20 protein-coding genes are annotated in these 25,145 nt (G+C 43.8%); 14 read left to right on the top strand and 6 right to left on the bottom strand.

The window, feature by feature from the left end:
- Nucleotides 1-26: 26 nt before the first annotated feature.
- The 3 genes from PBAL39_RS14195 (at nt 27) to PBAL39_RS14185 (ending at nt 4,063) form a co-directional block, all read left to right on the top strand.
- Nucleotides 27-3,086, top strand: a complete 3,060-nt coding sequence (locus PBAL39_RS14195) for a DNA gyrase/topoisomerase IV subunit A (RefSeq protein WP_008242623.1) — start codon at nt 27-29, stop codon at nt 3,084-3,086.
- Between the two features lie 188 nt (nt 3,087-3,274).
- Nucleotides 3,275-3,571 carry a hypothetical protein gene (locus PBAL39_RS14190; protein ID WP_157274031.1) on the top strand — a complete coding sequence of 99 codons (297 nt, stop codon included), beginning with the start codon at nt 3,275-3,277 and terminating at the stop codon, nt 3,569-3,571.
- Between the two features lie 87 nt (nt 3,572-3,658).
- A complete protein-coding gene (locus tag PBAL39_RS14185) occupies nt 3,659-4,063 on the top strand; it encodes a tail fiber domain-containing protein (RefSeq protein WP_232282962.1) in 405 nt (134 codons plus the stop codon).
- Between the two features lie 71 nt (nt 4,064-4,134).
- Here the strand turns inward: PBAL39_RS14185 and PBAL39_RS14180 are convergent, their stop codons facing one another.
- Both PBAL39_RS14180 and PBAL39_RS14175 read right to left on the bottom strand, forming a co-directional pair.
- The gene (locus PBAL39_RS14180; RefSeq protein WP_008242613.1) at nt 4,135-6,468 is read right to left on the bottom strand and encodes a M1 family metallopeptidase; all 2,334 of its coding nucleotides are present in this window, start codon (nt 6,466-6,468) and stop codon (nt 4,135-4,137) included.
- Nucleotides 6,469-6,485: 17 nt separating this feature from the next.
- The gene (locus tag PBAL39_RS14175; protein WP_008242611.1) at nt 6,486-7,076 is read right to left on the bottom strand and encodes a HupE/UreJ family protein; all 591 of its coding nucleotides are present in this window, start codon (nt 7,074-7,076) and stop codon (nt 6,486-6,488) included.
- A gap of 70 nt (nt 7,077-7,146) precedes the next feature.
- On the opposite strand from PBAL39_RS14175, the gene PBAL39_RS14170 reads away from it, so the two are divergent.
- Entirely contained in the window at nt 7,147-7,623 is a 477-nt protein-coding gene (locus PBAL39_RS14170; RefSeq protein ID WP_008242609.1) for a DUF6702 family protein, read from the top strand.
- Between the two features lie 249 nt (nt 7,624-7,872).
- Here PBAL39_RS14170 and PBAL39_RS14165 read toward each other — a convergent pair whose 3' ends face one another.
- The 4 genes from PBAL39_RS14165 to PBAL39_RS14150 form a co-directional block, all read right to left on the bottom strand.
- Complete coding sequence (locus PBAL39_RS14165; RefSeq protein WP_039866659.1) at nt 7,873-8,925, bottom strand: hypothetical protein; 1,053 nt, start codon at nt 8,923-8,925, stop codon at nt 7,873-7,875.
- Nucleotides 8,926-9,284: 359 nt separating this feature from the next.
- Nucleotides 9,285-10,169 (bottom strand): class I SAM-dependent methyltransferase, encoded by an 885-nt coding sequence (locus PBAL39_RS14160; RefSeq protein WP_008242600.1) that lies wholly within the window; start codon nt 10,167-10,169, stop codon nt 9,285-9,287.
- Between the two features lie 12 nt (nt 10,170-10,181).
- On the bottom strand, nt 10,182-10,934 hold the full coding sequence (locus PBAL39_RS14155) for an ABC transporter ATP-binding protein (RefSeq protein WP_008242599.1): 753 nt from the start codon (nt 10,932-10,934) through the stop codon (nt 10,182-10,184).
- Nucleotides 10,931-11,665: an ABC transporter permease gene (locus tag PBAL39_RS14150; protein WP_008242597.1), complete on the bottom strand. Its 735-nt coding sequence runs from the start codon at nt 11,663-11,665 to the stop codon at nt 10,931-10,933. Before PBAL39_RS14150 ends, PBAL39_RS14155 begins: the two co-directional genes overlap by 4 nt.
- A 172-nt stretch (nt 11,666-11,837) precedes the next feature.
- Here PBAL39_RS14150 and PBAL39_RS14145 point away from each other — a divergent pair, with 172 nt between their 5' ends.
- From PBAL39_RS14145 to PBAL39_RS14100, 10 genes are all read left to right on the top strand, one after another.
- On the top strand, nt 11,838-12,527 hold the full coding sequence (locus PBAL39_RS14145) for an SDR family oxidoreductase (protein ID WP_008242596.1): 690 nt from the start codon (nt 11,838-11,840) through the stop codon (nt 12,525-12,527).
- Between the two features lie 24 nt (nt 12,528-12,551).
- Nucleotides 12,552-13,382 carry a PspC domain-containing protein gene (locus tag PBAL39_RS24730; RefSeq protein WP_008242589.1) on the top strand — a complete coding sequence of 277 codons (831 nt, stop codon included), beginning with the start codon at nt 12,552-12,554 and terminating at the stop codon, nt 13,380-13,382.
- A gap of 50 nt (nt 13,383-13,432) precedes the next feature.
- Complete coding sequence (locus tag PBAL39_RS14135) at nt 13,433-14,386, top strand: LiaI-LiaF-like domain-containing protein (RefSeq protein ID WP_039866657.1); 954 nt, start codon at nt 13,433-13,435, stop codon at nt 14,384-14,386.
- Between the two features lie 2 nt (nt 14,387-14,388).
- Nucleotides 14,389-15,009: an RDD family protein gene (locus PBAL39_RS14130; RefSeq protein WP_008242584.1), complete on the top strand. Its 621-nt coding sequence runs from the start codon at nt 14,389-14,391 to the stop codon at nt 15,007-15,009.
- Nucleotides 15,010-15,138: 129 nt separating this feature from the next.
- Complete coding sequence (gene ispG / locus PBAL39_RS14125) at nt 15,139-17,100, top strand: (E)-4-hydroxy-3-methylbut-2-enyl-diphosphate synthase (RefSeq protein WP_039866655.1); 1,962 nt, start codon at nt 15,139-15,141, stop codon at nt 17,098-17,100.
- Nucleotides 17,081-17,671 (top strand): RNA polymerase sigma factor, encoded by a 591-nt coding sequence (locus PBAL39_RS14120; RefSeq protein ID WP_008242580.1) that lies wholly within the window; start codon nt 17,081-17,083, stop codon nt 17,669-17,671. Before ispG ends, PBAL39_RS14120 begins: the two co-directional genes overlap by 20 nt.
- An 85-nt stretch (nt 17,672-17,756) precedes the next feature.
- The gene (locus PBAL39_RS14115; RefSeq protein WP_008242578.1) at nt 17,757-18,950 is read left to right on the top strand and encodes a FecR family protein; all 1,194 of its coding nucleotides are present in this window, start codon (nt 17,757-17,759) and stop codon (nt 18,948-18,950) included.
- A gap of 192 nt (nt 18,951-19,142) precedes the next feature.
- Nucleotides 19,143-22,709 (top strand): SusC/RagA family TonB-linked outer membrane protein, encoded by a 3,567-nt coding sequence (locus PBAL39_RS14110; protein ID WP_232282961.1) that lies wholly within the window; start codon nt 19,143-19,145, stop codon nt 22,707-22,709.
- A gap of 11 nt (nt 22,710-22,720) precedes the next feature.
- Nucleotides 22,721-24,100, top strand: a complete 1,380-nt coding sequence (locus PBAL39_RS14105) for a RagB/SusD family nutrient uptake outer membrane protein (protein ID WP_039866653.1) — start codon at nt 22,721-22,723, stop codon at nt 24,098-24,100.
- Between the two features lie 99 nt (nt 24,101-24,199).
- Nucleotides 24,200-25,129, top strand: a complete 930-nt coding sequence (locus PBAL39_RS14100; RefSeq protein ID WP_008242572.1) for an ABC transporter ATP-binding protein — start codon at nt 24,200-24,202, stop codon at nt 25,127-25,129.
- Nucleotides 25,130-25,145 lie beyond the last annotated feature (16 nt).

Raw genomic sequence — 25,145 nt, 5'->3', positions numbered from 1 at the left:
TATTTACAGAATCCAATCCATTTTTGATGAGCGAAGAACTAGAAAACAACATAAACGAAGAAAGTAAACATACGGTAATCCCTATTAATGGTCTATATGAAAACTGGTTCCTCGATTATGCTTCCTATGTTATTCTTGACCGGGCTGTTCCCCATATTCATGACGGTTTAAAGCCTGTTCAGCGACGCATTCTGCACTCCCTGAAGGAAATGGACGATGGGCGTTTCAACAAAGCAGCCAATGTCATCGGAAATACCATGAAGTATCACCCCCATGGGGATGCGTCTATTGGAGATGCGATGGTACAGATCGGGCAAAAAGACCTGCTGATTGATTGCCAGGGAAACTGGGGTGACCCCATTACCGGAGATAGTGCTGCGGCACCCAGGTATATCGAAGCGCGACTATCCAAGTTCGCCAATGAGGTGGCCTTCAATTCGGATACCACCGTGTGGCAGCTCAGCTATGACGGTCGTAACAATGAACCTATTACCTTACCGATCAAGTTCCCACTGCTGCTTGCACAGGGAGCGGAAGGTATTGCAGTGGGATTGGCCACGAAAGTAATGCCCCACAACTTCGTCGAGCTGCTGGACGCTTCTATGGAAGTGCTCCGCGGAAACAGGCCGAATATCCTGCCTGACTTCTTTACGGGCGGTATGGCCGATTTCTCCGCCTACAACGAAGGCATGCGCGGTGGTAAAGTCCGTGTGCGCGCGAAGATCACTGAAAAAGATAAAAAGACCCTGGTGATCACTGAAATCCCTTTCAGCACCACCACAGGTTCTGTAATTGACAGCATTCTTTCTGCCAATGATAAGGGAAAGATCAAAATCAAAAAGATTGAAGACAATACCGCGGCCAATGTAGAGATCGTGGTGCAGCTGGCGCCAGGTATCTCTCCTGATGTGACCATTGATGCGCTTTACGCCTTCACGTCATGTGAAGTCTCCATCTCTCCGAATACCTGTATCATCAAAGGCGACAAACCTCATTTTATGAGTGTCAATGATATTCTCACTGAGAATACCATGCACACCAAGGCCTTACTGAAACAGGAGCTGGAAATCCGCCTGAATGAGTTGCAGGAAAAGATTTTCTTCAGTTCACTCTTGAAGATCTTCATCCAGGAGGGAATGTATAAACATCCGGAATATGAGAATTCTGGTAATTTTGATGCCGTAGTGGCTGTGCTCAACAACTTGTTCGAGCCTTTTCTGCCCCAATTGTATCGCCCGATACAGCCTGAAGACTTCAAAAAGCTGATCGATAAGCCGATGAGCAGCATCACTCGTTTCGATGTGAAGAAAGCTGATGAGCAGATGCAGGCCCTCGCAGATGAGATTAAAGTGGTTAAAAACCACTTGCGGCACCTGACTGACTATGCCATCGCCTGGTTCCAGAAGTTAAAAGACAAGTATGGTAAAGGAAGGCAGCGTAAAACGGAGATCCGTTTATTTGATCGGGTGGAAGCTTCAAAGGTTGCCCTCGCCAACGTGAAGTTATACATGAACCGTGAAGATGGTTTCATCGGAACAGGTTCAGGATTGCGTAAAGATGAGTTTGTTGCCGATTGTTCAGATATTGATGAGGTGATTGTTTTCCGCGAGAACGGGAAATGTATCATCACCAAGGTTGCCGACAAAACCTTTGTGGGCAAAGGCATCCTGCATGCGCAGGTATTTAAAAAAGGTGATGAGCGCACGATCTACAACATGATTTATAAAGACGGTGAAAGTGGTATTTCTTATATCAAACGTTTTGCTGTGGTGGGGGTAACCCGCGATAAAGAGTATGACCTCACTAAGGGTACCAAAGGCTCTAGAGTGTTGTATTTTACGGCCAATCCTAATGGGGAGGCCGAGGTGGTCAACGTACAGCTGAAGCCGCACACCAAGTTGAAGAAGTTACAGTTTGATATCGACTATGCCGAAATTGCGATCAAGGGTCGTGGGTCGCAGGGTAATATCGTCTCTAAATATCCCATCAAAAAAGTGCTGTTAAAGACCAAAGGGGTATCTACCCTGGCAGGGCTGAAGATCTGGTATGACGACCTGCTGCGTCGCTTAAATGTGGATGGAAGGGGTAAGTACCTGGGTGAGTTTGATGGAGAGGATAAAATCCTGCAGGTGCATAAAGAGGGCTGGTATGAGTTGAGTACATTCGAGCTCAGCAACCACTTTGATGCCGACCTGATCCTGATCCAGAAGTTTGATCCTGAGAAACCTTTTGCGGTAGTACAATATGAAGGAAAGGCGAAAAATCATTTTATCAAGAGATTTGTCTTTGAGCCCATTGCGGTAGGTAAGAAACAAACACTGATCAGTGAAGAAAATGGATCCAGGTTCTTGTACCTGACGAGCAACCCGGCGGCAACGCTCAAGGTGGATGTGCTTAAAGGTAAAACACAGATTCCGGAAACACTGGAGATTGTACTGTCAGAATTTATCGATGTCAAGGGCATCAAGGCCAATGGCAACCGGATGACGCAACATGATGTTCAGCATATTGACATCTTTAATCATGAAGAACCCGAGTTGGAAAGCGGCAAGCCGGATGAGAATGATGACGATACTGATATAAATGAAGGAGGAGCGGAGGATGCGGTGACTGAGTCGCTTTCTGAGGAGCCAATAGCGGATCATCCAGTAAGCGAAATGGAAGATTCTTCTGAAACGATTGCCGAACCAACAGCGGATGATGTGCTGGAAGCTGAAGTGCCAATGGACGAGCCTGCGGCGGAAGCAGCGCCTGCGCCAGCTAAAAAGCCATTCAACACAGCGAAGCCCGCAGCTCAAAAGCAAAAGCCGGCTGAGGTAGAAATACCTGCTGAGCAAGCACCAATAGCCCAAGCTACGGAAGTTACGCCTGATAAGGCTGCGCCAACACAGGATACGGCAACAGCTGACGTCCCTCCGGCATCGGATGCTGCGCAACCTGATGCTACAGTTGAGAAACCTAAGAAGGTTTGGGGTGACAGCAGTAAGGCTAAAAAAGAAGAGAAACCAGCGAAAAAAATAGATCTGGAGATCACCAATCCGGATGATGTAGACATTGACAACTCAGGGCAGCTTGGTTTATTCTAGGCTGCACTGAGTTCATGATCGCATGCTCTGTTCTATCATATCTCCGTCAATCCTTTTTGTTTTTTGGTCTCAGATTTGTGTGTTTCTCAGGAAGATAATATATTTGCTGCTATAAAATCTCTATTAAAAACGACGGGCAGGCAAGGAGGCATCAGCGCTTTGTAGTGTTCGCAAAAAAGAAAAACATCATGTTTAAACGGACAATGTGTTTATTGATTTTACTTTCATTCCTGCTGGTAAAGCATACACCATTGTTTGTGCCCGATCAAAAAGCTGTTGCTGCGACCGAACATCAGGACGATTTTCCCGAAACAGAGAAAGAAAATAAAGAGCCTTTGGTGAGTTATGACGAATTCCTTCACGAAAGTCCCGTACGTGTATTACATTATGTCCAATCCAGGATGATGGAGCATGTTTTTGTTCTGAAAATAAGCACTCCATACCTCAGTCTGCCATATACCCCTCCGGATATGATCAATTCATAATCCATAGAGCACAATCCAAATATAATTTAAACAACACAATTCGTTATTATTATGATAAAGTACCCTTTATTAATTAAAGGTTCCTTGATGGGACTTTTATTTAGTGCCGTAGCCTTCTCTGCAAATGCACAGAAAATTGAAGATCAGGAACTGAAAATCAATGTCAGCAAAATTGCCAATTCAACACAGCACCTGATCAATTTAGAGCCTGTTACATTTCAGTACGATGTGAAGAAGTTCAAAAACCTTTCTTTACCATCTACCAGTCAGTATGGCTTTTTAACACGTAGTGTATCTGCTGAATTCCCATCATTAGTGGTGCAGAAATCAACGCAGGTGAACGCCGGAAAGAATGCCAGTAAGGTTGCCAGTTATGATGAAGTAAAAACAGCAGAGCTCATTCCTGTGTTAGTTGCTGCCATCAAAGAACAACAGGCAGAGATTGAACTCCTAAAGAAGGAAATCGGTTTGTTAAAGCGTACAGCGAGGTAAGCTTTAGATTTTTAGTAAAATAGTTTTTAGTAGTGGAGGCTGCCCGAAAGGCAGCCTCTTTAATGTTAACCTCAGGACCTCGCTCTTTGCATCGGGTTACTTCCCGAAGAGGAACCTCGTGGTGCCTGTTGTTGTTTGAAAAGCTCAAACCGAGAAGGTTTAGCCTTCCTCGGCCAAGCGTTGTTGTCTTCATTGATGTCTGCCGTCTCACGATAAGGATCAAGCTGTACCGCGATGACCTCCTTGTCTTTGGCGAAAACTTTGGTGACCTTATGTTCATCTTTACGCCAGATGTAAGCAGGGATCTTGTCCACTTCCTTTGTGCCGTCTTTAAATGTCCATTCGATGATGATCGGCATCACCAGCCCACCTTCATTGGAGAAATCAAGCTCGTAAAAGTTCTTCTTACTTTCGTATAGTTTTCTTTCCTCCTCAGTAAGTGACAACAAGTACTGCTGGAATTCCTGGTCGGCAGTTTTGCTGACCTCAAAACGGTCAAATTTATTGTAAAAATCCAGTAGGCTGGTATCTTGCTCTACTGCAAATTTAATCCCCTCTGCACGGTTTCGCTCCCTGGTGATGATGTAATTTCCCTGATTGTATGCCTGCTGGTCTTGTTTGTTCTCAACGGCAGCATTCATCGTATTCATTCTATAAGCACGGACATCATTAAGTGCAATATCTACCGCATCAGTCCCGAAAAACCAACCCCTCCAGAACCAATCCAGATCAACGGCGGAAGCATCTTCCATCGTTCTGAACAAATCGGCAGGCGCTGGGTGTTTAAAAGCCCACCTTTTGGCATATTCTTTAAAAGCATAATCAAACAGCTCACGGCCCATCACTGTTTCCCGGAGGATGTTCAGAGCGGTTGCCGGTTTCGCATATGCATTTGCACCAAAGTTGATGATATTTTCAGAGTTCGTCATGATCGGCTCCAGCTGATCCTTTGGCATCTTCATGTAGTCTGTGATTTTGCTTGCCGGACCACGTTGTGAAGGGTAGTTGTTGTCCCATTCCTGCTCAGCAAGGTACTGGCAGAAGGTATTCAAACCTTCATCCATCCATGACCACTGGCGTTCGTCGGAGTTCACAATCATGGGGAAGAAGTTGTGTCCCACTTCGTGGATGATCACGCCGATCATCCCGTACTTGATTGCCTCTGTATAGGTGCCGTCTTTCTCCGCGCGACCGTAGTTGAAGCAGATCATCGGATATTCCATCCCATTTGAAGCCTCTACAGAAATCGCTACCGGGTAAGGATAGGGGATGGTATGTTTAGAATAGACCTTCAGCGTATGAGCAACAACCTTCGTGGAGTATTTATTATATAAAGGATAAGCCTCCGGGCCATAGTAAGACATGGCCATTATTTTCTTTCCATTGATGTTTGTGGCCATCGCATCCCATACCAGTCGGCGCGAAGATACCCAGGCAAAATCCCTTACGTTTTCCGCGGTGTAAGTCCAGGTTTTTTTTGCCGCGGATTTTTTTGTCATGGCCGATTTCACCTCATTGAGGTTTATTATTTCTACCGGAGACTTCGCTGTCTGCGCGCTGTTCCATCTTTTTAAGCTTGCCGGACTCAATACCTGTGAGTAGTTCTGACATTCGCCTGTAGCGCCTACAATATGGTCGGCGGGAACGGTCATGTTGACTTTATAATTGCCGAATACCAGGGCAAACTCCCCACGTCCTTCGAATTGCTTGTTCTGCCAGCCCTGAACGTCGGAATAAACAGCCATCCTAGGGAACCATTGCGTGATGGTAAACAGGTAATTGTCATCCTCGGCAAAGTACTCATAACCACCGCGTCCACCAGCAGTCATACGGTTAGAGATTTTATAATTCCAGGAAATCTTCAGTTTATATTTTTCCTTTGGTTTAAGCCCAATAGGGAGGTCTATGCGCATCATCGTGTTATTGATGGTGTAGGCCAGTGGGCTTCCCTTTTCATCTGTAATGCGGATGATGTTTACGCCGAGGTCGTTCTTTGCACCAATGATACCTGAAAGCGCCCTGTAGTTCATCTGATCAGACATTTTGCTGCTCTCCGTAAGCTTGTTGTCGGAACTTGCCTTATGCTGATTTTCATCCAGCTGCACCCACAAATAACTCAGTACATCGGGAGAATTATTGTAATAGGTAATGGACTCGTTCCCGGTCAGCAATAATTTCTTCTCATCCAGTTCCGCATTGATTTCATAATCTGCGCGCTGTTGCCAGTAGGATGGTCCCGGTGCACCCGAGGCAGAGCGGTAGGAGTTGGGGTCTGAGATGATGGTGCCCAGCTGTTCGAACTTATTTCCATGGTTTGATCCTGGATTATTGTTCTGGAATTGTCCAAAAGCATGGACGCTACAAAAAAGGACGATAAAAAATAAGGATGACTTTTGGTAATGCATTAAAGGCTGGGTTATGGTTAGTTCAAAAAAGCCGCGGAAAATCGCTCTGCTGCCATTACGAATGATATACCAAATATAGCTGATGAAATAAAGAAATTCCAATCATATCGCTTAATCTTTACAAAATTGATCAGTAAAGATGATAAACCTAGAATTCCGAGTACAATAATGACCTGTCCGGCTTCCAATCCGAGGTTAAACGCAAGTAATTCCTGTATGATACTGGTGTTTTTTCCTAATAAACTCTTCAGATAGTTGGAAAATCCCATCCCATGGATCAATCCGAATCCTAAGGCGAGAAAATACCTGGCCTTTGTACGCTTGCCTGCTGATTTTTTGTTCAGGATATTGTGAAAGGCAGTTGATAAGATGGTAACCGGAATGAGGAATTCTATAATTGCACTGTTCAGGCTAATGAATTTAAGGACGCTCAAAGCGAGCGTAATGCTGTGCCCTATGGTAAAGGCGGTGACCAGCACAAGTACTTTTTTCCAGTCTGTGAGTGCATAACTGATGCACAGGACCATGACGAATAAAATATGGTCATAACCCTGCCAGTCTAAAATGTGTTGCCAGCCAAGCTGGAAATAGAGCCAAAAATCGTCCATTGAGGTTTAAATTTGTAATTTTGTGCTAATTATACAAACATTCCCCTGGAATCCATTACATCGAAACGAAATGTTACACGTCCTTCTTGTTGCCTTCCTTAATCTGTTTCATCCCTTCTATGTAAGTGTGACCGAGATTAAACAGGATGTGAAGAGTAAGACCATGCAGGTGAGTGTGCGCGTGTTTTTTGATGATTTTGAACTTGCTTTAAATAAAAAATATAAGACAAAGGTCAATATCCTGAAGCCAGAAGATCGGAAGGTGTTGGATGGTTTTATTGCCGATTATGTGAATGCGCATTTGAAAATCAAGACAAGTCAGAAGCTATTGAGCTTAAAATATATTGGTTACGAGATTGAAGAAGATGCTGCATGGTGTTATTTCGAAACAGAAAGTGCAGGCCAGATCAATCAGCTTACTGTTCAGAACAACATCCTGTTTGAGCAGCATGAGTCGCAGTCAAATATGGTGCACGTGATTGTAAATGGTAAACGTAAAAGCACAAAACTCGACAATCCTAAAAATCGGGCAACATTTAGTTTTTGATAGGTTCCTTATCGCTTTTGTAGGTCATTGTCCTCAAACACGAAACTTTTTATTTACTGATCAAGTCTATATCAGATTTTACGGTAAAAGGTGGACTCAGGATGGAGATGATTTAAATTCATAGTGCCTTCATTACGGCGGGTGTACCTACGGTGTATAGATCAGCCAGGGATTAACTTGCCGGAAAATAAAAAAAGCATCCGGAGATCCAACTCCGGATACTTTCTTACAGCTGCTTTAAAGCATTGTTTATTGATATTGAATGTAGCTCGGAATAGGTTTTAATTTCATCAGTTCCTCAGGTGTCATTAACCTGTTTGGTGCTTTTTTCAAATCATTTTTATAAAACAATTTAAATCCTGTGAACTGCACTGGTTCCGGGAATAGGAAGTGGCGGTAAGTTCCGATTTTCAGGTCAGGCTCACCCCATCCATCCATATGCATCACAATTTGTACTTCCGGACGCAGTTTGATATTCTGATAGTTGGTCACCATCTTTCTGGTAAACCTGTGTATTGTAAATACTTTTGGAGGCAGGTTGTATTTTTTTACCAGGTTGGCAAGGTACTCTGAGCAATAGTTGATATCTGCGGCATCATATGTTCCAATTCTTTTACCTGGTTTCGAACCGTCTTTCATAGAGAATTCAGGGTCGATACCTAAATGCACATGTGGCAGTTGCAGGTATTTTTCCAGTCTTGGCAACTCAGCCCTGATGGTGCTTAGTCCTACCTGTATATCAAGGAATACAATAGCATTGTGCATTTTGGCAATTTTAAGAACAGAGTCAATCTGTTTATCACCCATGCGGTTGATGTATTTACCATCGGATCCTGGCGTTCCGCTAGCTACTGCGGCGATGTAATGCACGCCTGGTTGTACCGGAGTAAAAGGATCTACTTTCTCCCATTTTTTGACCTCAACATTTAGTCTTCTCCACATTTCTGCAGGAGGATATTCACCAAGTGCACCCATTTTCTTTGAGTGCAGGTTTCCGTAGTAAACGACAATTCTCTTGAAAGGGAGGATGGCTCCTGCAAGCGGATAGGGTTGTTTTTTTACTGGCCACCTGCCTGTGGTGTCTCCATTGGCTAGTTTTTTCAGTAACGCGTCGTATTTCGCGGTATCAACGGGCTCGCGTGTTGTTCCCGCAGCAGGTTCTTCCACAACAACAGAATCTCCGGCAGCATTTACAGCCTTTGTTGTTCCACTTTTCTTTTGCGCATCTGAAGTACAGCTGAAAACTGTGCACAAGGATGCAATGCCTATTAAAACTGTGCCCGCTAATTGAGGTATTTTCATTTGGTGGTAGTGTTTTTTATATAATTTAAATTCCTACAAGTATAAGGTTCTTAAAACGAATAAAAAAGGACATTATGTGGCATCTTAGAAATTCTTTTCAGAATAGTTTGGAATTGTTCTAAATAAGTTCTTATACTTGTATTGTTATTTTAAATCATTCTAAATAATATGTCCAATACAATTATCCTTGGAATGATGACCTTGTTCAAAAACTAAATTTGGTTAGTTTAGGTTGAGGGACACTTCCGGTGGATGCCGGAAGGTCCTCTTTAAAGAATCTATAGCCAGTATGGTGTTACTGGGGTTTAGGTGTGTTTGAGGCGTCGGATTAGGCCCCGACGCCTTACTTTTTTAAGGTTTTATTTAAACTTGTTGAATTTACCAAAAACGCCAAGCGGTAGTTTTACCCCGGATGTTGCCTGAAGGAAAAGTTCTCCTGTTTCCAGGTTGGTCACTTGCGGGAAAGAGGTTTTGATCAGGTTTTCTACAATCACTGAGGAGAAACCAAGAGAGTAGGTGTTGAGGATCAGGAAGTGTTCTTCTTCGTCCAGCAGCTGTACCACGTCCATCATCATTTCCTGAATGTGGTCTTCGAGTTTCCACTTTTCACCATTCGGACCATGTCCGAAGGCAGGTGGGTCAAGGATAATCCCATTGTATTTTTTGCCTCTTTTCAGTTCTCTTTTCACAAACTTCAGCGCATCTTCCACTACCCATCGCACATCTTTCAGGTTGGAAAGTTCCTGGTTCTCATTTGCCCAGTTGACTACTTGTTTGATGGAGTCGACGTGTGTGGTGTCTGCACCTGCCGCTTTTGCGATCAGCGAGGCTGCGCCTGTGTAGGCGAAAAGATTAAGTACCTTCGGCGAAGGCGATTTAAACTTTTTGACGGAAGAAGAGATATAGTCCCAGTTCACTGCCTGCTCAGGAAAAACCCCAACATGTTTAAAGGAGGTGAGTCCGAGGCGAAGGTTGATGCTCACATCGTCATTTTGATAGTTGACATTCCAGCGGTCAGGAATTTGATTGGCAGATTTAATCCATTCTCCTGTCGTGGCAGAACGTCCTTTAAATCTGATATGGGTTGCTTTTTTCCATTCCTGTTCGGAGCGCATCTTTTTCCATACCGCCTGAGGCTCAGGTCTTGCGAGGATAAGGTTGCCAAAGCGTTCTAATTTTTCAAAATCACCACAATCAATTAACTCATAATCTTTCCAATGTGTGGGTGTTAACAGGCTTATCATAAAATGAAGATATTAAAATTTTCCTTTTGCCGCCTTCATAAACCGGCTGGCAAAAACAAAATCATTTAGTTCTTGGATATCAGTGTGGGCAATTTCCTTGTTGGAACCTTCCCAGAATTTTTTTCCTTCGTGGAGAAACAGGATGTAATCACCAATACCCATTACAGAGTTCATATCGTGGGTAACGACAATCGTGGTGGTATTGTATTCTTCAGTAAGCTCTTTGATCAGTTCATCAATAACGATTGACGTTTTCGGATCGAGGCCAGAGTTGGGCTCATCGACAAAGAGGTATTTTGGATTCATGGCGATGGCGCGGGCAATGCCCACACGTTTTTTCATCCCCCCGGACAACTCCGCAGGGAAAAGTTTGTTTTTTCCTTCCAGGTTCACACGCTCCAAACAGAAATTGACCCTGTCCAGTTTCTCACTGCGGGATTGCTCTGTAAACATATTCAAAGGAAACATGATGTTTTCCTCAACCGTCATGGAGTCGAAGAGTGCGGATCCCTGGAAAAGCATTCCGATCTCTTTCCTGATCTCAATTTTTTCTTCAAAGCTCATGGTCGTGAACTCACGGCCGTCATATTCTACGCTACCCTGTTCCGGATGGTGAAGGCCAATCATGCATTTCAGCAATGTTGTTTTTCCAGAGCCGGACCCACCGATGATCAGGTTGGTCACGCCAGCCTCAAACTTGCCTGAAATGCCCTTTAGTACCTGATTGCTTCCGAATGATTTGTTGATGTCTTTGATTTCGATCATAGTAATAACTGAGTTACGATGTAGTCACAGGCCAAAATGGTAATGCAGCTTACAACTACTGCCCTGGTGCTTGCCTGAGCAACTTCCAGCGCACCACCCTTTACATAAAATCCCTCGTATGCAGGTACTGAAGTGATGATAAAACCAAAAACAAAAGCTTTAACCAAGGCAACTACAATGGTGTATGGGTTGAAGTCTGTCGTAATCCCCTGTACATATTCAGCAGCAGAAACTGCGCCGGATAAAGTTCCGCCAATATATCCACCGGTGATGCTCAAGAACATCGACATGATCACCAGAAGCGGTACCATGGTGATTCCTGCAATGATTTTAGGGAGGATGAGATAGCCGGGGGAGTTGATGCCCATGATTTCCAGGGCATCGATCTGCTCGCTGACGCGCATGGTACCAATCTCTGAGGAAATTGCTGACCCGATTTTTCCTGCCAGTACAATGGCGCTGATGGTGGGACTTAGTTCCAGGATACTCGAGTCGCGGTTAACAGAACCGATGATGGTTTTAGGAATAAAATCACTCACCAGCTGAAAGGCGATCTGTAAGGTCATTACTGCACCAATGAAGGTAGAGATGATTGCAATTAAGCCAAGTGATCCGACACCGATAAAGTCCATCTGCTTAAAAATGGCCTTCATGTATATACTTGCTTTTTCCGGCTTTCGAAATACGGCCTTAAGCAAAAGGATGTACCTGCCAAAATTGGTGAAATTCATTGTTGAAAGATTAGCTGTGGCAATAATGCAATATTACTACAAAGAAACAACAAAAATTGTTGTGACATTCTTAATTTATCAAATAATTATTTCTTATAAATGCTTTTTTGCTGTTTTAAGACCGAAGTTTTGTGTGATGTTTTTTATAATATTGCGACCAAAACTTAATTGTATGAAAGCTGTAATCACAGGAGCGACAAAAGGGATCGGACGGGCCATTGCCATCAAATTGGTCCAGCAGGGGTATGATGTCGCCGTGTGTGCAAGAACAGCCGCGGACCTTGAGCTCCTGGCCGCTGAACTCCGTAAATCGGGCAACAGTGTCTTTACTTTTAAGGCCGATTGCAGCCTTAAAGATGAGGTGTATGCTTTTTGTAATGCAGTAAAGGAAACTTTTGGTAGTATCGATGTGCTGGTCAACAATGCGGGTCTGTTCTTACCCTCAGCGATCTTCAAAGAGGCCGACGATGCGCTTGAATCACAGCTTCAATTGAACTTGCTTGCACCCTATTACATGACGAAATTTTTTGGCAAAATGATGATTGAACAGAGCTCAGGGCATATTTTTACCATTTGTTCCGTAGCGAGCCGGGTAATTCCTGAAAATGCAGGGAGTTATGGTGTAACTAAATCAGCATTGCTCAGTCTTAATGATGTATGGAGGAGGGAGTTATCCAGACACAACATAAAAGTAACCGCTGTTTTGCCGGGGCCGACCTTAACATCGTCATGGGCAGGGACAGAAATTCCACCCGATCGTTTTGTACAAGCCGGGGACGTTGCGGATATGATTAACGCCATTTTAAACTTAAGCAATGGTGCGAATGTTGATGAGATACTGATGAAACCATTACAGTTTTAAAAAAAAGAAAAGGAGGATAGCGTCATGGAAAAGAGATTATTTAGAAATGAACACGAGAAGGTAATTGCAGGTGTTTCATCTGGCATTGCAGAATATATTGAGGTGGATGTAACTATTGTGAGGTTGCTATTTGTATTGTCGACGATATTTCTGGTAGGCACAGGTATATTGGTGTATGCCATTATGTGGATTGTTGTACCGGTGAATAACGATCCGGCAGCAAAATTTTCAAGGTTCAATGAGTTTTTCAAAGGACCACATGGTGGTGTTTACAATTCGCCAAATGCTTTTACACAGCCGCACCAACAAGCTTACCCACAACCAGAGCCTAAAAAAGCAGAAACACAGGATCCCAACAAGGGATGGACATCATCGACCATCAATAATGATCCTTTTGCGTTCGAAACTAAGAAGGACTTTAAACCTTATCAGAAACGTAATAGCGAAACTGGCAGGACTGTGGGTGGATTATTCTTACTCGTGATTGGGATTTTTTTCCTGATGAAGGAGTTCAATATCATACCATTCTGGCTTGGCATTGATAAGTTGTGGCCACTGATCTTTGTGGCTATTGGTATCAGCTTCATCATGAAATCAAAACGCAAAAACGCCTGGGAAGAGTGGAAGAGCCAGCAGGAAGAACAGGTGGCTGCCTCAGTAGAGCCAATTGTTACTGAAGCCCCAGCAAGCACTGTGCAGGACACACCGGTGAGCACCGTCCAGGAAACACCGACGGGTGATACGCATGAAATGCCTGCAAGCACTGTGCGGGAAACACCTGCAGAAGGAACGGGAACGGTAAACCCCGAAGCCGGAACGTCAATCGACGACCGTTTTAAAAAGAAAGAGGACTAAGGTCTTTAAGTATTCACAAAAAGAAATTATTCAAATTAACATAGACAGATATGAAAACGGATAGAATAATGTGGGGAATCATCCTGCTGTTTATCGGCGGCGTGTTGCTCCTGGAGAATTTTAACATTATTGATTTTTACTGGAGCAGTGTTTGGCGCTTCTGGCCGATATTCCTGATTATTGCCGGTTTGAATATACTTTTCAATAAAAACAAATCGCAGATGGGTGGTGCCATTTCTCTTGGCGTACTCATCATTGCATTGGGAGTTCTTTTCTACAGAGGCATACAGCCAAGGCATAATGAAAATAAGTGGTTGGACAAGAGTTTTGAACCCAATATCGATATGGATTTTGATGATGATCATGAACATAGTCGCGGTAAGGAATCCAGGTTTTCGGCTCCTCTGCCAGATGTGATGGCAAAACGTACCGTATTGAACATCTCCGGTGGTGGTACTTCCTTTGAGCTGAAAGGGGAAACCGATAGTCTGTTTACTGCATCGACACACCGTTCCCGTACCGGCTATTCATTGGTGAATGAAACGGTCGACAGCGTCAATACCTTAACTTTTAAGATGAAAGGGAAGTCCAGCTGGTCAGTAAATGAGGGGGGGAACGATGTTGATTTCCTCATGAACAAGAATCCGGAGTGGGAAATCCACATGAATATGGGTGCCGGAGAGGTGAAATTTGACCTATCAGAATATAAAGTGCGCAGTTTTAACTTTGATGGTGGTGCGGCAGCGCTGGACATCAGAATCGGGGACCTGTTACCTATTGCAGATGTCACCGTAAAAACCGGTGTGGCAGATGTGAAGTTGAATGTGCCGGAAAGTGTTGGGTGCAGAATCACCACCAAAACGGGACTATCCGCGAAAGATTTCAATGGATTTACGAAGTTGAAGGAAGGTTTGTATGAATCGCCAAATTATGCCTCCTCCACTAAAAAGGTTTTTATCAAGCTGGACGGTGGACTGAGCAATTTTGAGGTGCACCGTTATTAAAGATGGAAGATCCTACTGATGCAATTTATACGGTAGTTCAGCAAGGTAAGCCGACCGGCCCTTTTGCTTTGGCTGCTTTAAAAGGAATGACCATCCTTCCCGAAACCTTTGTCAGGAAACCGGGAATGGACGATTATAAAGAAGCTCACGAGTTCCCGGAACTGCGTGAGCTTTTTGGTTTTGGCTTCCAGAAGACGGCACCTCAGTATTTCGCATCCTTTGATCAGCGCTTGCTGGCAATGGTGATCGATTACTTTTTTATTGCCATCGGTTATGTTTTTTTAATTTTACTGAGTTACCTCTTCATCACAGAAAAAGGAGCACGTATTACTGCGGGCATTATGGGGCTGCCTTTGTTGCCTTTAGTTAAACTGATCTACGGCAGCGTTGCCGAAGCCTCAGAGAAGCAGGCCACGGCAGGAAAGGCCCTGCTGAATATCAGGGTATGCGACCTTCATGGGGAACGCATCAGCCTGAACCATGCCTTTGGCAGGAACCTTGCCAAGGTGGTTTCTGCATTGCCAGTTTGTTTTGGATATCTGTATAGCTTCTTAAATAGAAAACAGCAGTGTTTTCATGACCTTTTGGCCGGAACACTTGTGATCAAAGACAGGCTCCTCTAACGGATTGATCCGCTTAATCTGTATTTTAGAGGATGGTCAGACTTAAAACGCAGATGATAAAGCATCACTCAGACTTTACATTCGAGTTATGAACATAATCTTTATCTTTGCTTTATATTAGTAGGTGACATGGAAGAAGTATCTGTTCAGAAAGCGTTAATTGGTGGGTATTGCAACAGTTTAACAAAGTATTCGAGGTTTTTAACCCGGGAAGTAACCATCGGCGACGTGCCTATGGGAGGATTGAACCCCATCAGGATTCAGTCGATGACCACCACAGATACGATGAACACTATTGCAACGGTAGAACAGACCATCAGGATGGTGGAATCTGGCTGTGAGTATGTGCGCATCACCGCACCCAGCATGAAGGAGGCGGATAATCTGGCCAACATCAAAAAGGAACTCCGTTACCGTGGCTACAATGTGCCTTTGGTTGCGGACATTCATTTTACACCTAACGCTGCGGAAGCTGCGGCGCGGATTGTAGAAAAGGTACGTGTGAACCCGGGTAACTATGCCGACAAGAAAAAGTTTGAGAACATCGAATATACACAGTCGGCCTACCAGGCAGAGCTGGAACGCATCTATAAAAAGTTTACACCACTAGTAAATATCTGTAAGGAATATGGTACCGCCATGCGGATCGGTACAAACCACGGCTCTTTATCGGACCGCATCATGAGTCACTATGGGGACACTCCAAGAGGTATGGTTGAATCGGCCATGGAGTTCATCCGGATGTGTGAAGACCTGAATTACTATAACCTGGTGATTTCCATGAAAGCGAGCAATACGCAGGTCATGGTGCAGGCTTACCGTCTGCTGGTGGAAACCATGGTGAAAGAGGGAATGAATTATCCGCTACATCTGGGTGTGACTGAAGCCGGTGATGGGGAAGATGGGCGGATTAAGTCCGCAGTCGGCATTGGCACACTGCTGGAGGACGGTCTTGGGGATACTATCAGGGTTTCGCTGACTGAAGATCCGGAATTTGAGGCCCCTGTTGCCCGTGCAATGGCACAACGCTATGAAGCCCGCGCGATGCAGATGGATCAGCAGCCGGCAAGGGAGATACTCAACATTCAGGAGCTGCCTTATACTCCTTTTGCCTATAACAGAAGAACCACGGTTCCTGTACAACATATTGGTGGGCACCATCATCCCGTGGTGATGATTGATGTATCAAAAGAAAATCTTAAAGATCCTTTTTTCCTGAATGCTGTGGGGTATCAGTACAGCGCGGGACTGGATAAATACAACATGACCGATCAGGCCTGTGACCTCGTTTATCTTGGTGATGCGCTGCCGTCATTCTCATTTCCAGGTAACCTGAAGCAGGTTTATAATTATGATACCTGGCTTGGGCTGAAAGATAAAAACAATTGTCATCCGCTGCTAAGCTTTTCTGAATATCAAGGAGTGGCGTTAAAAGATGAACAGCTGAATCTGGTACAGCTGAATGCTGAGGAGGCATCTGGACTGGATTTTAGCGTACTTGGTGAAAAAGTGATTTTAGTACTGACTACGTCGGAAGCACACGGAATGGCGGCACAGCGTGCGCTTTTTGTGGAGCTGATGCGGCAGGAACTTCAGATTCCGGTCATCATTAAAAGAGCATATCCGTCGGTAAATGCGGACGACCTGATGTTATATGCCGCAACAGACCTTGGTGCCCTGCTAACTGATGGTATGGGGGATGGTGTCTGGATCACTGCCGACGAAACAGTTGGCCTGGGGTTGGTCAATTCGACCAGTTTTGGTATTCTTCAGGCTACGCGTACGAGGATTTCGAAAACAGAATATATATCCTGCCCTAGTTGCGGACGTACTTTGTTTGACCTGCAGGAGACTACCCAGCTGATCCGTTCAAGGACTGACCATTTGAAAGGGATCAAAATTGGCATCATGGGCTGTATCGTAAACGGCCCTGGGGAGATGGCTGATGCAGATTACGGTTATGTAGGTACCGGTCCCGATAAAATTACGCTCTATAGAGGAAAAGAAGTAGTGAAAAAAAACGTGAACTCTGCCCGTGCTCTGGATGATTTGATTTCACTCATTAAGGAAGATGGCAACTGGGTGGACTGAACAAGACACCATAATTGCGTTAAAGGCAGGTGATGAGTCTGCTTTTCGGAAGATCTTTGACCTTAATTTCCGCAAGCTGTACACCTTTTCCTTCCGTTTGCTGAAAAATAAAGAACAGGCCGAAGAGGTGGTGCATGATACGTTGATGAATGTCTGGATGAACAGGGACAGGATCAATCCGGATTTCCCCATCGCGCCTTATTTATACACGATCACACGCAGGCTCGCATTGAACGCGCTTCGCCAGATTGCAACTTCCCAGAAGGCCATAGACCAGCTTTGGCTGAATATGGAAAAAGTGAGCAACGATACTGAAGAGTCTATCTTAAAAGAGGATCTGCAGCGTTTCACGGAAGCTGCTCTGGTAAATCTTCCTCCACAACAGCAGCAAATTTTCCGGATGAGTAGGTTTGATGGTCTGAATTATGATGAAATTGCGGAGAAATTGAATATTTCCAGGAATACTGTAAAAAATCACCTCGTTGCTGCCCTTAAAACGCTTAGAATTCATTTCAATCAATCGGATGTGATCTGTTTTCTGATGGTTTCTATGGCTGTTTTCAAAAAATAATAAAAATAATTTCATTTCGACTAGTCCTGAATTCATTTTGATGTGTAATGTCTATATAAACCCAGAGTAAAGGGAATATTAGGGGATGACATATAATCAAAGAATTACGGTTCTGATTCAGCAGTTTGCAGATGGCAGCATCAGCAGGGAAGACTATGCTGAGCTGATCCGTCATTTCAACTTAACAGGTAACGACGAGCAACTCTTTACTGCAATGGATGAGGTCTGGAAAAATACCAGCCCTTCCGCACTTTATACACAGGAGCAGGAAGAGCGGTTTTATCAGCAGCTCATCGGTACGCCGGCATTTACAAAGAACCAACATCATAAAAAGACATTCGGCTTATGGAGTCGGCTGACGGCTGCAGCGGTGGTGCTGGTTGCAGTATCTGCGGGCATCTACTTTTATAAAATCGCAGACCAGCCAGGAAACCCGAATCGTTTCGTGAAGAATGACCTTGCTCCCGGCGGGAATAAGGCCACGCTGACTTTGGCAGACGGCAGTGTGATCAATTTGAATGATGCTGCCCAGGGCGACCTTGCCAGTCAGGGTGGGATTGCCATAACGAAAACGAAGGATGGTCAGCTGGTTTATTCCGTTAAAGGAGCTGATGCAGTCAATCCTGCACAGGCCATGTTGCTGAATACCATTGCGACACCTCGTGGCGGCCAGTATCAGGTAAACCTTCCGGATGGGAGCAAGGTGTGGTTAAATACATCCAGCTCATTGAAATTTCCGGTACAGTTCAGCAAGAACGAGCGCAGGGTAGTTTTGAGTGGGGAGGCTTATTTTGAAGTGGCCAAAAACAAAATGAAACCCTTCGTGGTCAAAACAGCTGCCGAGGAGGTAGAGGTGCTGGGAACGCATTTTAATATCAATGCTTACCCTGATGAAAGTAACCAGAAAACTACGTTGATGGAGGGATCGGTATCTATATCTTTCACAAATCCTGCAATTAAGGGTGCTTTGCTGAAACCTGGGCAACAGGCGCAATTGAATGGCAGTGCGCAACTGAAAGTATTGGATGTGGACACAGAGCAGGCGATGGCCTGGAAGAATGGTTTATTCATGTTCGATGGTCAGGATCTGGAAGGGATCATGAAGCAGGTTTCCCGCTGGTACGATGTGGATGTCGTTTTTGAAAACGATGAAGTAAAAAAGAAAACCTTTAAGGGAACCATTTCCCGGTTTAATCATATATCACAATTATTGCAGGTACTGGAATCTACTGGTTCCGTTGAATTTAAGATGGAAGGAAGGAGGATCACAGCTATGTAACAACTTTACAAAACAGGAGCATGTGATTCAATGAACCGGAGATGCTGAGAACATCCCCGGCGAAGATCAGTGCTTAGACGCGACATATTCACACGTAACAACTAAACCACTAAACAAACAAATGTAATGAAATTTGGGGATCTAATCATCTCCAGGCATTCCGCCTGGAAAAATAACCTGTTAGTCCGTACTATGAAGCTAACCATACTGATATTAACCACCTTTTTGATCCAGGTCAGCGCTGCAGGCCTTGCTCAAAATGTATCTTTTGTGAAGAAAAACGCTTCTTTGAAAGAATTGTTTTCAGAAATCAGAAAACAAACAGGATACAATGTATTCTGGCAAGAGGGGAAAGTAAATGACGCCGTTAAATTTGACGCGTTTTTTAATACTGTTCCCTTAAAAGATGTGCTGGACAAAGCACTGAAACCGGAGTCGCTGGAATATACGATCGTTAACAATACGATTGTCGTGAAAAAGAAAGACGAGTCGTTCATTGACCGCATTGCTGCTTACATGCGCGAGATCAATGTGAGTGGTACCGTTACCGATGCCGAAACGGGCAAGCGAATTCCGAATGTTACAGTAAGGCTTGCTGGTACGACACGTTCTGTAGTGGCCAATGACAATGGTTACTTCGAATTTAAAGGTTTGCCTGACAATGCAAGTCTTATTTTTTCTAGTGTAGGTTATGCAGAACGCTCGGCTACTGCTAATGCGACGATGGAGATTAAGCTCATTCCATTAAGCCAGACTTTGCAGGATGTAACTGTATCTACGGGTTATCAGACTTTGAAAAAAGGTTCTACCACGGGATCTTATTCGGTGATTACAGCAAAAGATATTGAGCAGACGCCAAATGTTAACCTCATGGAGCGTCTTGAAGGTAAGGTTCCAGGTGTTCAATTTGATTTGCGTAACAATACCATAAAAATTAGAGGGGTAAATTCTTACAATTCAGGAGTTAATTCTACGCCGCTGATTGTTATTGATGGGTTTCCAGCCAGTAATCAGAAGTTAACAAATATTACTTCGGCTACAGTCGAAGGCAGCCCAAGATTTGATAAACAGCCAGGTACTTCAGGAAATGCTATATTAAGTTCGTTTAATCCTGCAGATATTGAGAGTATTACTTTTCTTAAAGACGCTGCTGCTGCTGCAATATGGGGTTCTAAAGCTGCTAATGGTGTTATTGTCATCACTACGAAGAAAGGTAAGAAGGGGACTAACACTATTAATTTTGGCGCTACATTAAGTACTTCTGCACCTGCCAATTTTAAAAATATGACCTCAATGTCTAATCGTGATTATCTTGATTTGGAACAGGAGCTGGTGGACAGAGGATTTATAGCTGATCCCATTATCAATGGTTACAGGTCTGCTCCTGTTAGCGAAGCACAGCAGTGGATGTTAAAAGCAAAACGTAATCCTATATACACATCGCAAAGAGATTCAGCACTTCTCGTCTTAGCAAATCGCAGCAATCGAGACCAGCTGAGAGATTATATGTTACAGCGTGCAGTGTCTCAGCAATATGACCTGTCATTTTCGGGCGGTGCAGAAAACAGCTCTTATTACATCTCGGGTAACTACACGAAAGACATTCCCGTGTTTAAGAGCAACTACGGCGAGGTCTATAATGTGAATTCCAATTTGACAAATGACTTTTTGAGCAAAAGAATTACTGTTGCGACTGGTTTGAATTACACTTACTCGAAGAGCCAGGTAAATAGCGCAGCTCTAAACTCGCTGAGCCTTGGTACTTACGGGTTATCTCCGTATGACATGCTTGTCGATGAAAATGGCAATAGGATTTATCGTGGCGTACATGTAACTTCCGCTGTGGCCGACAGTTTGACTCAGGCAAAAAAATTGTTACCATGGAAATATAATGCTGTTGATGAGCTGCAGTACAACAATACCATTGCAACAAGAAATCTGTTTCGAATAAATACCTCGGTTACCGGAACCATTACTGACTGGTTAAATGTTGTAGTGTCTGGACAGATCCAGAAAGGTGCTGAAGAACAGACACTAATTCAAAATTTAAATAGTTATTACACAAGGAATTTGGTCAATACTGGTACCAATCCATTAAATACTTCTGCAATTTCTGCTACTCCTCCTTACGGCATTCCAAAAGGAGCGGTATATAATGCGGGCAGAACGAATTCAGATGAATATGGTCTTCGTGCCCAGCTGAATGTAAAAAAAGATTGGAATGGAATCCATCAGTTTGATTTCCTCGCGGGTTCAGAAATCCGTCAGGTGAAAGTTAGTGGAGGCAATCAGCTACTTTACGGATACGATGAAGATTTATCTACATCTGTTAATGTCAACACTACAAATACAGGTCGGTATTACTCCATCTTTGGAAATCAAATGTCAATTCCATCGGCTAATGGAACAGTTTTTAAAGGAGTAACGCGCAACTTGTCTTACTATAGCAATGCATCGTATGCTTATAAGGGCAAGTACTTTGCTACAGCCAGTGTTCGTTTTGATGATATTAATATATTAGGTGTTGACAGGAGAGATCGCGCAACGCCACTATGGTCTGCTGGTTTAAAATGGAATGCAGCGGCTGAAGACTTTCTGAAGGATGTAAGTTGGATTGATGCACTTAGTATCCGTGCAACATTAGGAACAGGTGGTAATGCACCTACGAGCTCATCAAATTATACAACTATAAGTATATTTCCTGCTGATAGCTACTCTCAACTTCCGTATGCATCAATCTCAGCACCGGCAAACCAGGATATTGGTTGGGAAACAACTAAGACTACAAATGCAGGCTTAGATGCATCATTTTTAGACAACAGATTAAATACGTCATTCGATGTTTATAAGAAGAAAACGACTGATATATTAATGTCTCTTCCTATTAACTCTGCATATGGATTTAATAGTTTGACTTATAATGCTGGCGATATGAAAGGTCATGGTGTCGAGTTCGCATTGAATGGAGTGCTTTTGAGGAAAAATGATTGGGAATGGTCGGCGGATTTTAACGTTTCTTACAACACTAACGAAGTTACTGATACGCGTTTTCCTGCGAAAATAGCCACTGTTGGGATGCCTGTGATTACTTCTGGCTACCCAGTTGACAACCTCTTCGTTTACCGGTGGGCTGGCTTAGATAACCTCGGCCGATCGCAAATTTACGCCAATGATGGTACTGTAATTTCTTCAATATCCACGCAAACTATAAAACCTGAAGACAGAGTATACGCTGGAAGAACCACCGCTCCCTATTTCGGAGGTTTTAGCAATACAATTAGATATAAGGGTTTAAGTTTATATGCCCGGGCTTCCTTCAACATGGGGCATAAGTTCCTGTTACAGAATATCAATAGCAGTTCTTACCCTAGTTCAAATGGTTTTAGTGGTTTGTTGAGTAATACTCAGGCCCTGGCAACTCGCTGGAGAAATCCTGGTGATGAAGCGTTTACAAATGTGCCAGGATTAGGCAATATGAATTTCAATACTATTCAACGATATGTGAATTCAGATATTAATGTTAGGGACGCAGGGAACATACGTTTACAGCAGATTTCGCTAAGTTATAGCCTTCCTGGAACCGTACTAAAAAACATACCATTTATAAAAAGGGTGGATATCGGTGCTACAGTTAGTAATCTTGGTCTGATCTGGGTGAAGAATAAAGAGGGAATTGACCCAGACTATCAAATGACCGGCACATTTGCCAACCTGCCACCAACGCGCAACTATTTGTTTAACCTAAAGGTTTCACTCTAATTTTTAAGATCATGAACAAAATTATATCGACATTATTTATTAGTATCATCTTACTTACTCTTGGTAGCTGCCGAAAGTATGTTGAAGTAGACCCTCAGCAAATGAAGATATTGGAAACTACAAGTCAATATCAGCAATTGTTATACAACTCCAATAATATGGATGCGGCTTATAATTTCCCTATATTTTCAGGCGATGATTTTGGAAGTGACGAGCAGAGCTGGCAGACTGTAAACACGAACAATATAATCATTAAAAACTCCTACATCTGGGCTGATCGAATTTATGGGTCCGAAGATGAGGATATGGATTGGTCGAATCTTTATAAACAGATGTTTATCTGTAACACGGTAATCGACGGCGTAATGGATAGTAAGGAAGGCACCACATCTATGAAAGAGGGTGTGATGGCGGCAGCAAAAGTGCATAGGGCATTTATCTATTTTGTTTTAGTGAACATGTATGCAAAACAGTATGACGCTGCAACAGCGGGAACTGACCTTGGTGTTCCTTTGGTGTTGAGTCCGAAATTTTTAACCGATTTGACCAGAGCGTCCGTTCAAACCGTGTATAGTCAAATAAAAAAAGATCTGACAGACGCATTGCCTGCTTTGCCGGATCGCCCGGATTTTATTTCTAATCCATCGAAAGCCGCGGCCTATTCCATTTTGGCTCGCGTGTGTTTGAATACGAGAGAGTTTTCAGAAGCAAAAAGATATGCAGATCTAACGTTATCTATTCAAAACACTTTGTTGGATTTAAATACCTATAAAAATCTTAGCACTACGCCTTTTCCACTGAAATTTCAAAATCCGGAAGAGATTTTCTTCAAACGTGCAACATACTTTCAATCATCAATGCCAATTAGTGCCAGTGCTATCGCATTATATGATCAGACGAATGACCTGCGCTACAAAATTTACCTCACGCCTCCACCATTTGCAGGTTCGAATTTTACTACTGGAGTGGGATATTTCAAGCATAGGATTGTAACAGATGGTCTATATGTTGGTCCGAATGTGCCGGAGATGATGTTAATTAAGGCGGAATGTGAAGCCCGGGCTGACAATTCAACGGCTGCCACCAACATTCTGAATACACTAAGAAGAAAACGTTACGATGCAACCAATTATAATGCTGATGTAGCTGCGGCTACTGGTAGCGAGGCTTTGCGGTTAGTGATTGATGAGCGTAGAAGAGAATTCATCGGGAAAGGCTTCAGGTGGTTTGATCAACGTCGTTTAAGTAAAGATGCAGGACTAGTGCCAACAGTAACCAGAACTTTCCTAGGTGAAACCTATACCCTTGAGCCTGGTAGCAACCGTTATACTTATCCAATTGCCGATAAGTATATTACTCTAAATCCAGAAATCATCCAAAATCCAAGATAAAAGAAGATAAGCATGAGCTAAACAGCTAAAGGCCGGGACCTGAAAATCCCGGCCTTAGGCTAATGTTATGCGATTACAATCTTGTTAACCACAATAACCATGAATGAACCAATAGTAAGTGTTAAGGGCCTCTCTCATCAATATAGCGTACAGTGGGCGGTAAAAGACATCAATTTTGAACTCACAAAAAACGGTATTTACGGACTCTTAGGGCCAAACGGTGCAGGTAAGTCTACCATCATGAACATCATGTGTGGCGTCATCAAACAGACACATGGCGAGATCTTCATCAAAGGCATCAGCCTTGGTGAACATCCTGAGCAGGCCAAACGCCACATCGGCTTTCTCCCTCAGCAACCACCATTGCAGAACGACCTTACCGTAGAGGAGTTTTTGATCCATGCAGCGAACATCAGGCTGATGGAATCATCGAAAGTAAAGGCTGCCGTTGATGAGGTACTAGTGAAATGTGGCATCAGCCATTTCCGCCGCAGGCTGATCCGCAACCTTTCCGGAGGTTACCAGCAGCGAGTAGGAATTGCCCAGGCCATCATTCATAAACCCGATTTTGTCGTACTTGATGAGCCTACAAACGGGCTCGATCCAAACCAGATCCTGGAGGTTCGTGGTCTGATCAGGGAGATTGCTGAAGAACGTACGGTCGTATTGTCGACGCATATTCTTCAGGAAGTACAGGCCCTGTGCGACCACATCTGGATGATCAACGAAGGAAGTATGATCTTCTCCGGATCGCTGGATGAGTTTGACAACCACATTGTTCCCAACACCCTTGTCGTATCACTCGTCGCTGCACCTCCTGTGGCCGAACTATTGGCCATTCCGGGAGTAGTAGATGTAGAATCGCTTGGCGGCATCCGCTACCGCATCAGCTTTACAGATGCGCAGGACGTGATTGAGCGTGTGGTAGAAACCAGTGTTGCTCAGAAGTGGCGCCTGATTGAGGTCGTGCTGGAGAAAAACTCATTGGAGACCGTTTTTGCGGAATTGACTAAGAAAAAATCAAAATAACACCAGCACATTTTAG

This window comes from Pedobacter sp. BAL39 (assembly GCF_000170795.1).
In the GTDB taxonomy this organism is placed as follows: Bacteria; Bacteroidota; Bacteroidia; order Sphingobacteriales; family Sphingobacteriaceae; genus Pedobacter.
This window is presented reverse-complemented; position numbering and strand designations above follow the sequence as displayed.

What these genes read in the sequence shown, in the direction of transcription:
- PBAL39_RS14160 (WP_008242600.1), bottom strand. Translation starts at nt 10,169, where the DNA reads ATGATAAGCCTGTTAACACCCACACATTGGAAAGATTATGAGTTAATT.
- PBAL39_RS14145 (WP_008242596.1), top strand. Translation starts at nt 11,838, where the DNA reads ATGAAAGCTGTAATCACAGGAGCGACAAAAGGGATCGGACGGGCCATT.
- ispG (WP_039866655.1), top strand. Translation starts at nt 15,139, where the DNA reads ATGGAAGAAGTATCTGTTCAGAAAGCGTTAATTGGTGGGTATTGCAAC.
- PBAL39_RS14155 (WP_008242599.1), bottom strand. Translation starts at nt 10,934, where the DNA reads ATGATCGAAATCAAAGACATCAACAAATCATTCGGAAGCAATCAGGTA.
- PBAL39_RS14195 (WP_008242623.1), top strand. Translation starts at nt 27, where the DNA reads ATGAGCGAAGAACTAGAAAACAACATAAACGAAGAAAGTAAACATACG.
- PBAL39_RS14170 (WP_008242609.1), top strand. Translation starts at nt 7,147, where the DNA reads ATGTTACACGTCCTTCTTGTTGCCTTCCTTAATCTGTTTCATCCCTTC.
- PBAL39_RS14120 (WP_008242580.1), top strand. Translation starts at nt 17,081, where the DNA reads ATGGCAACTGGGTGGACTGAACAAGACACCATAATTGCGTTAAAGGCA.
- PBAL39_RS14105 (WP_039866653.1), top strand. Translation starts at nt 22,721, where the DNA reads ATGAACAAAATTATATCGACATTATTTATTAGTATCATCTTACTTACT.
- PBAL39_RS14110 (WP_232282961.1), top strand. Translation starts at nt 19,143, where the DNA reads ATGAAGCTAACCATACTGATATTAACCACCTTTTTGATCCAGGTCAGC.
- PBAL39_RS14175 (WP_008242611.1), bottom strand. Translation starts at nt 7,076, where the DNA reads ATGGACGATTTTTGGCTCTATTTCCAGCTTGGCTGGCAACACATTTTA.
- PBAL39_RS14135 (WP_039866657.1), top strand. Translation starts at nt 13,433, where the DNA reads ATGAAAACGGATAGAATAATGTGGGGAATCATCCTGCTGTTTATCGGC.
- PBAL39_RS14180 (WP_008242613.1), bottom strand. Translation starts at nt 6,468, where the DNA reads ATGCATTACCAAAAGTCATCCTTATTTTTTATCGTCCTTTTTTGTAGC.
- PBAL39_RS14130 (WP_008242584.1), top strand. Translation starts at nt 14,389, where the DNA reads ATGGAAGATCCTACTGATGCAATTTATACGGTAGTTCAGCAAGGTAAG.
- PBAL39_RS14150 (WP_008242597.1), bottom strand. Translation starts at nt 11,665, where the DNA reads ATGAATTTCACCAATTTTGGCAGGTACATCCTTTTGCTTAAGGCCGTA.
- PBAL39_RS14100 (WP_008242572.1), top strand. Translation starts at nt 24,200, where the DNA reads ATGAATGAACCAATAGTAAGTGTTAAGGGCCTCTCTCATCAATATAGC.
- PBAL39_RS14185 (WP_232282962.1), top strand. Translation starts at nt 3,659, where the DNA reads ATGGGACTTTTATTTAGTGCCGTAGCCTTCTCTGCAAATGCACAGAAA.
- PBAL39_RS14115 (WP_008242578.1), top strand. Translation starts at nt 17,757, where the DNA reads ATGACATATAATCAAAGAATTACGGTTCTGATTCAGCAGTTTGCAGAT.
- PBAL39_RS24730 (WP_008242589.1), top strand. Translation starts at nt 12,552, where the DNA reads ATGGAAAAGAGATTATTTAGAAATGAACACGAGAAGGTAATTGCAGGT.
- PBAL39_RS14190 (WP_157274031.1), top strand. Translation starts at nt 3,275, where the DNA reads ATGTTTAAACGGACAATGTGTTTATTGATTTTACTTTCATTCCTGCTG.
- PBAL39_RS14165 (WP_039866659.1), bottom strand. Translation starts at nt 8,925, where the DNA reads ATGAAAATACCTCAATTAGCGGGCACAGTTTTAATAGGCATTGCATCC.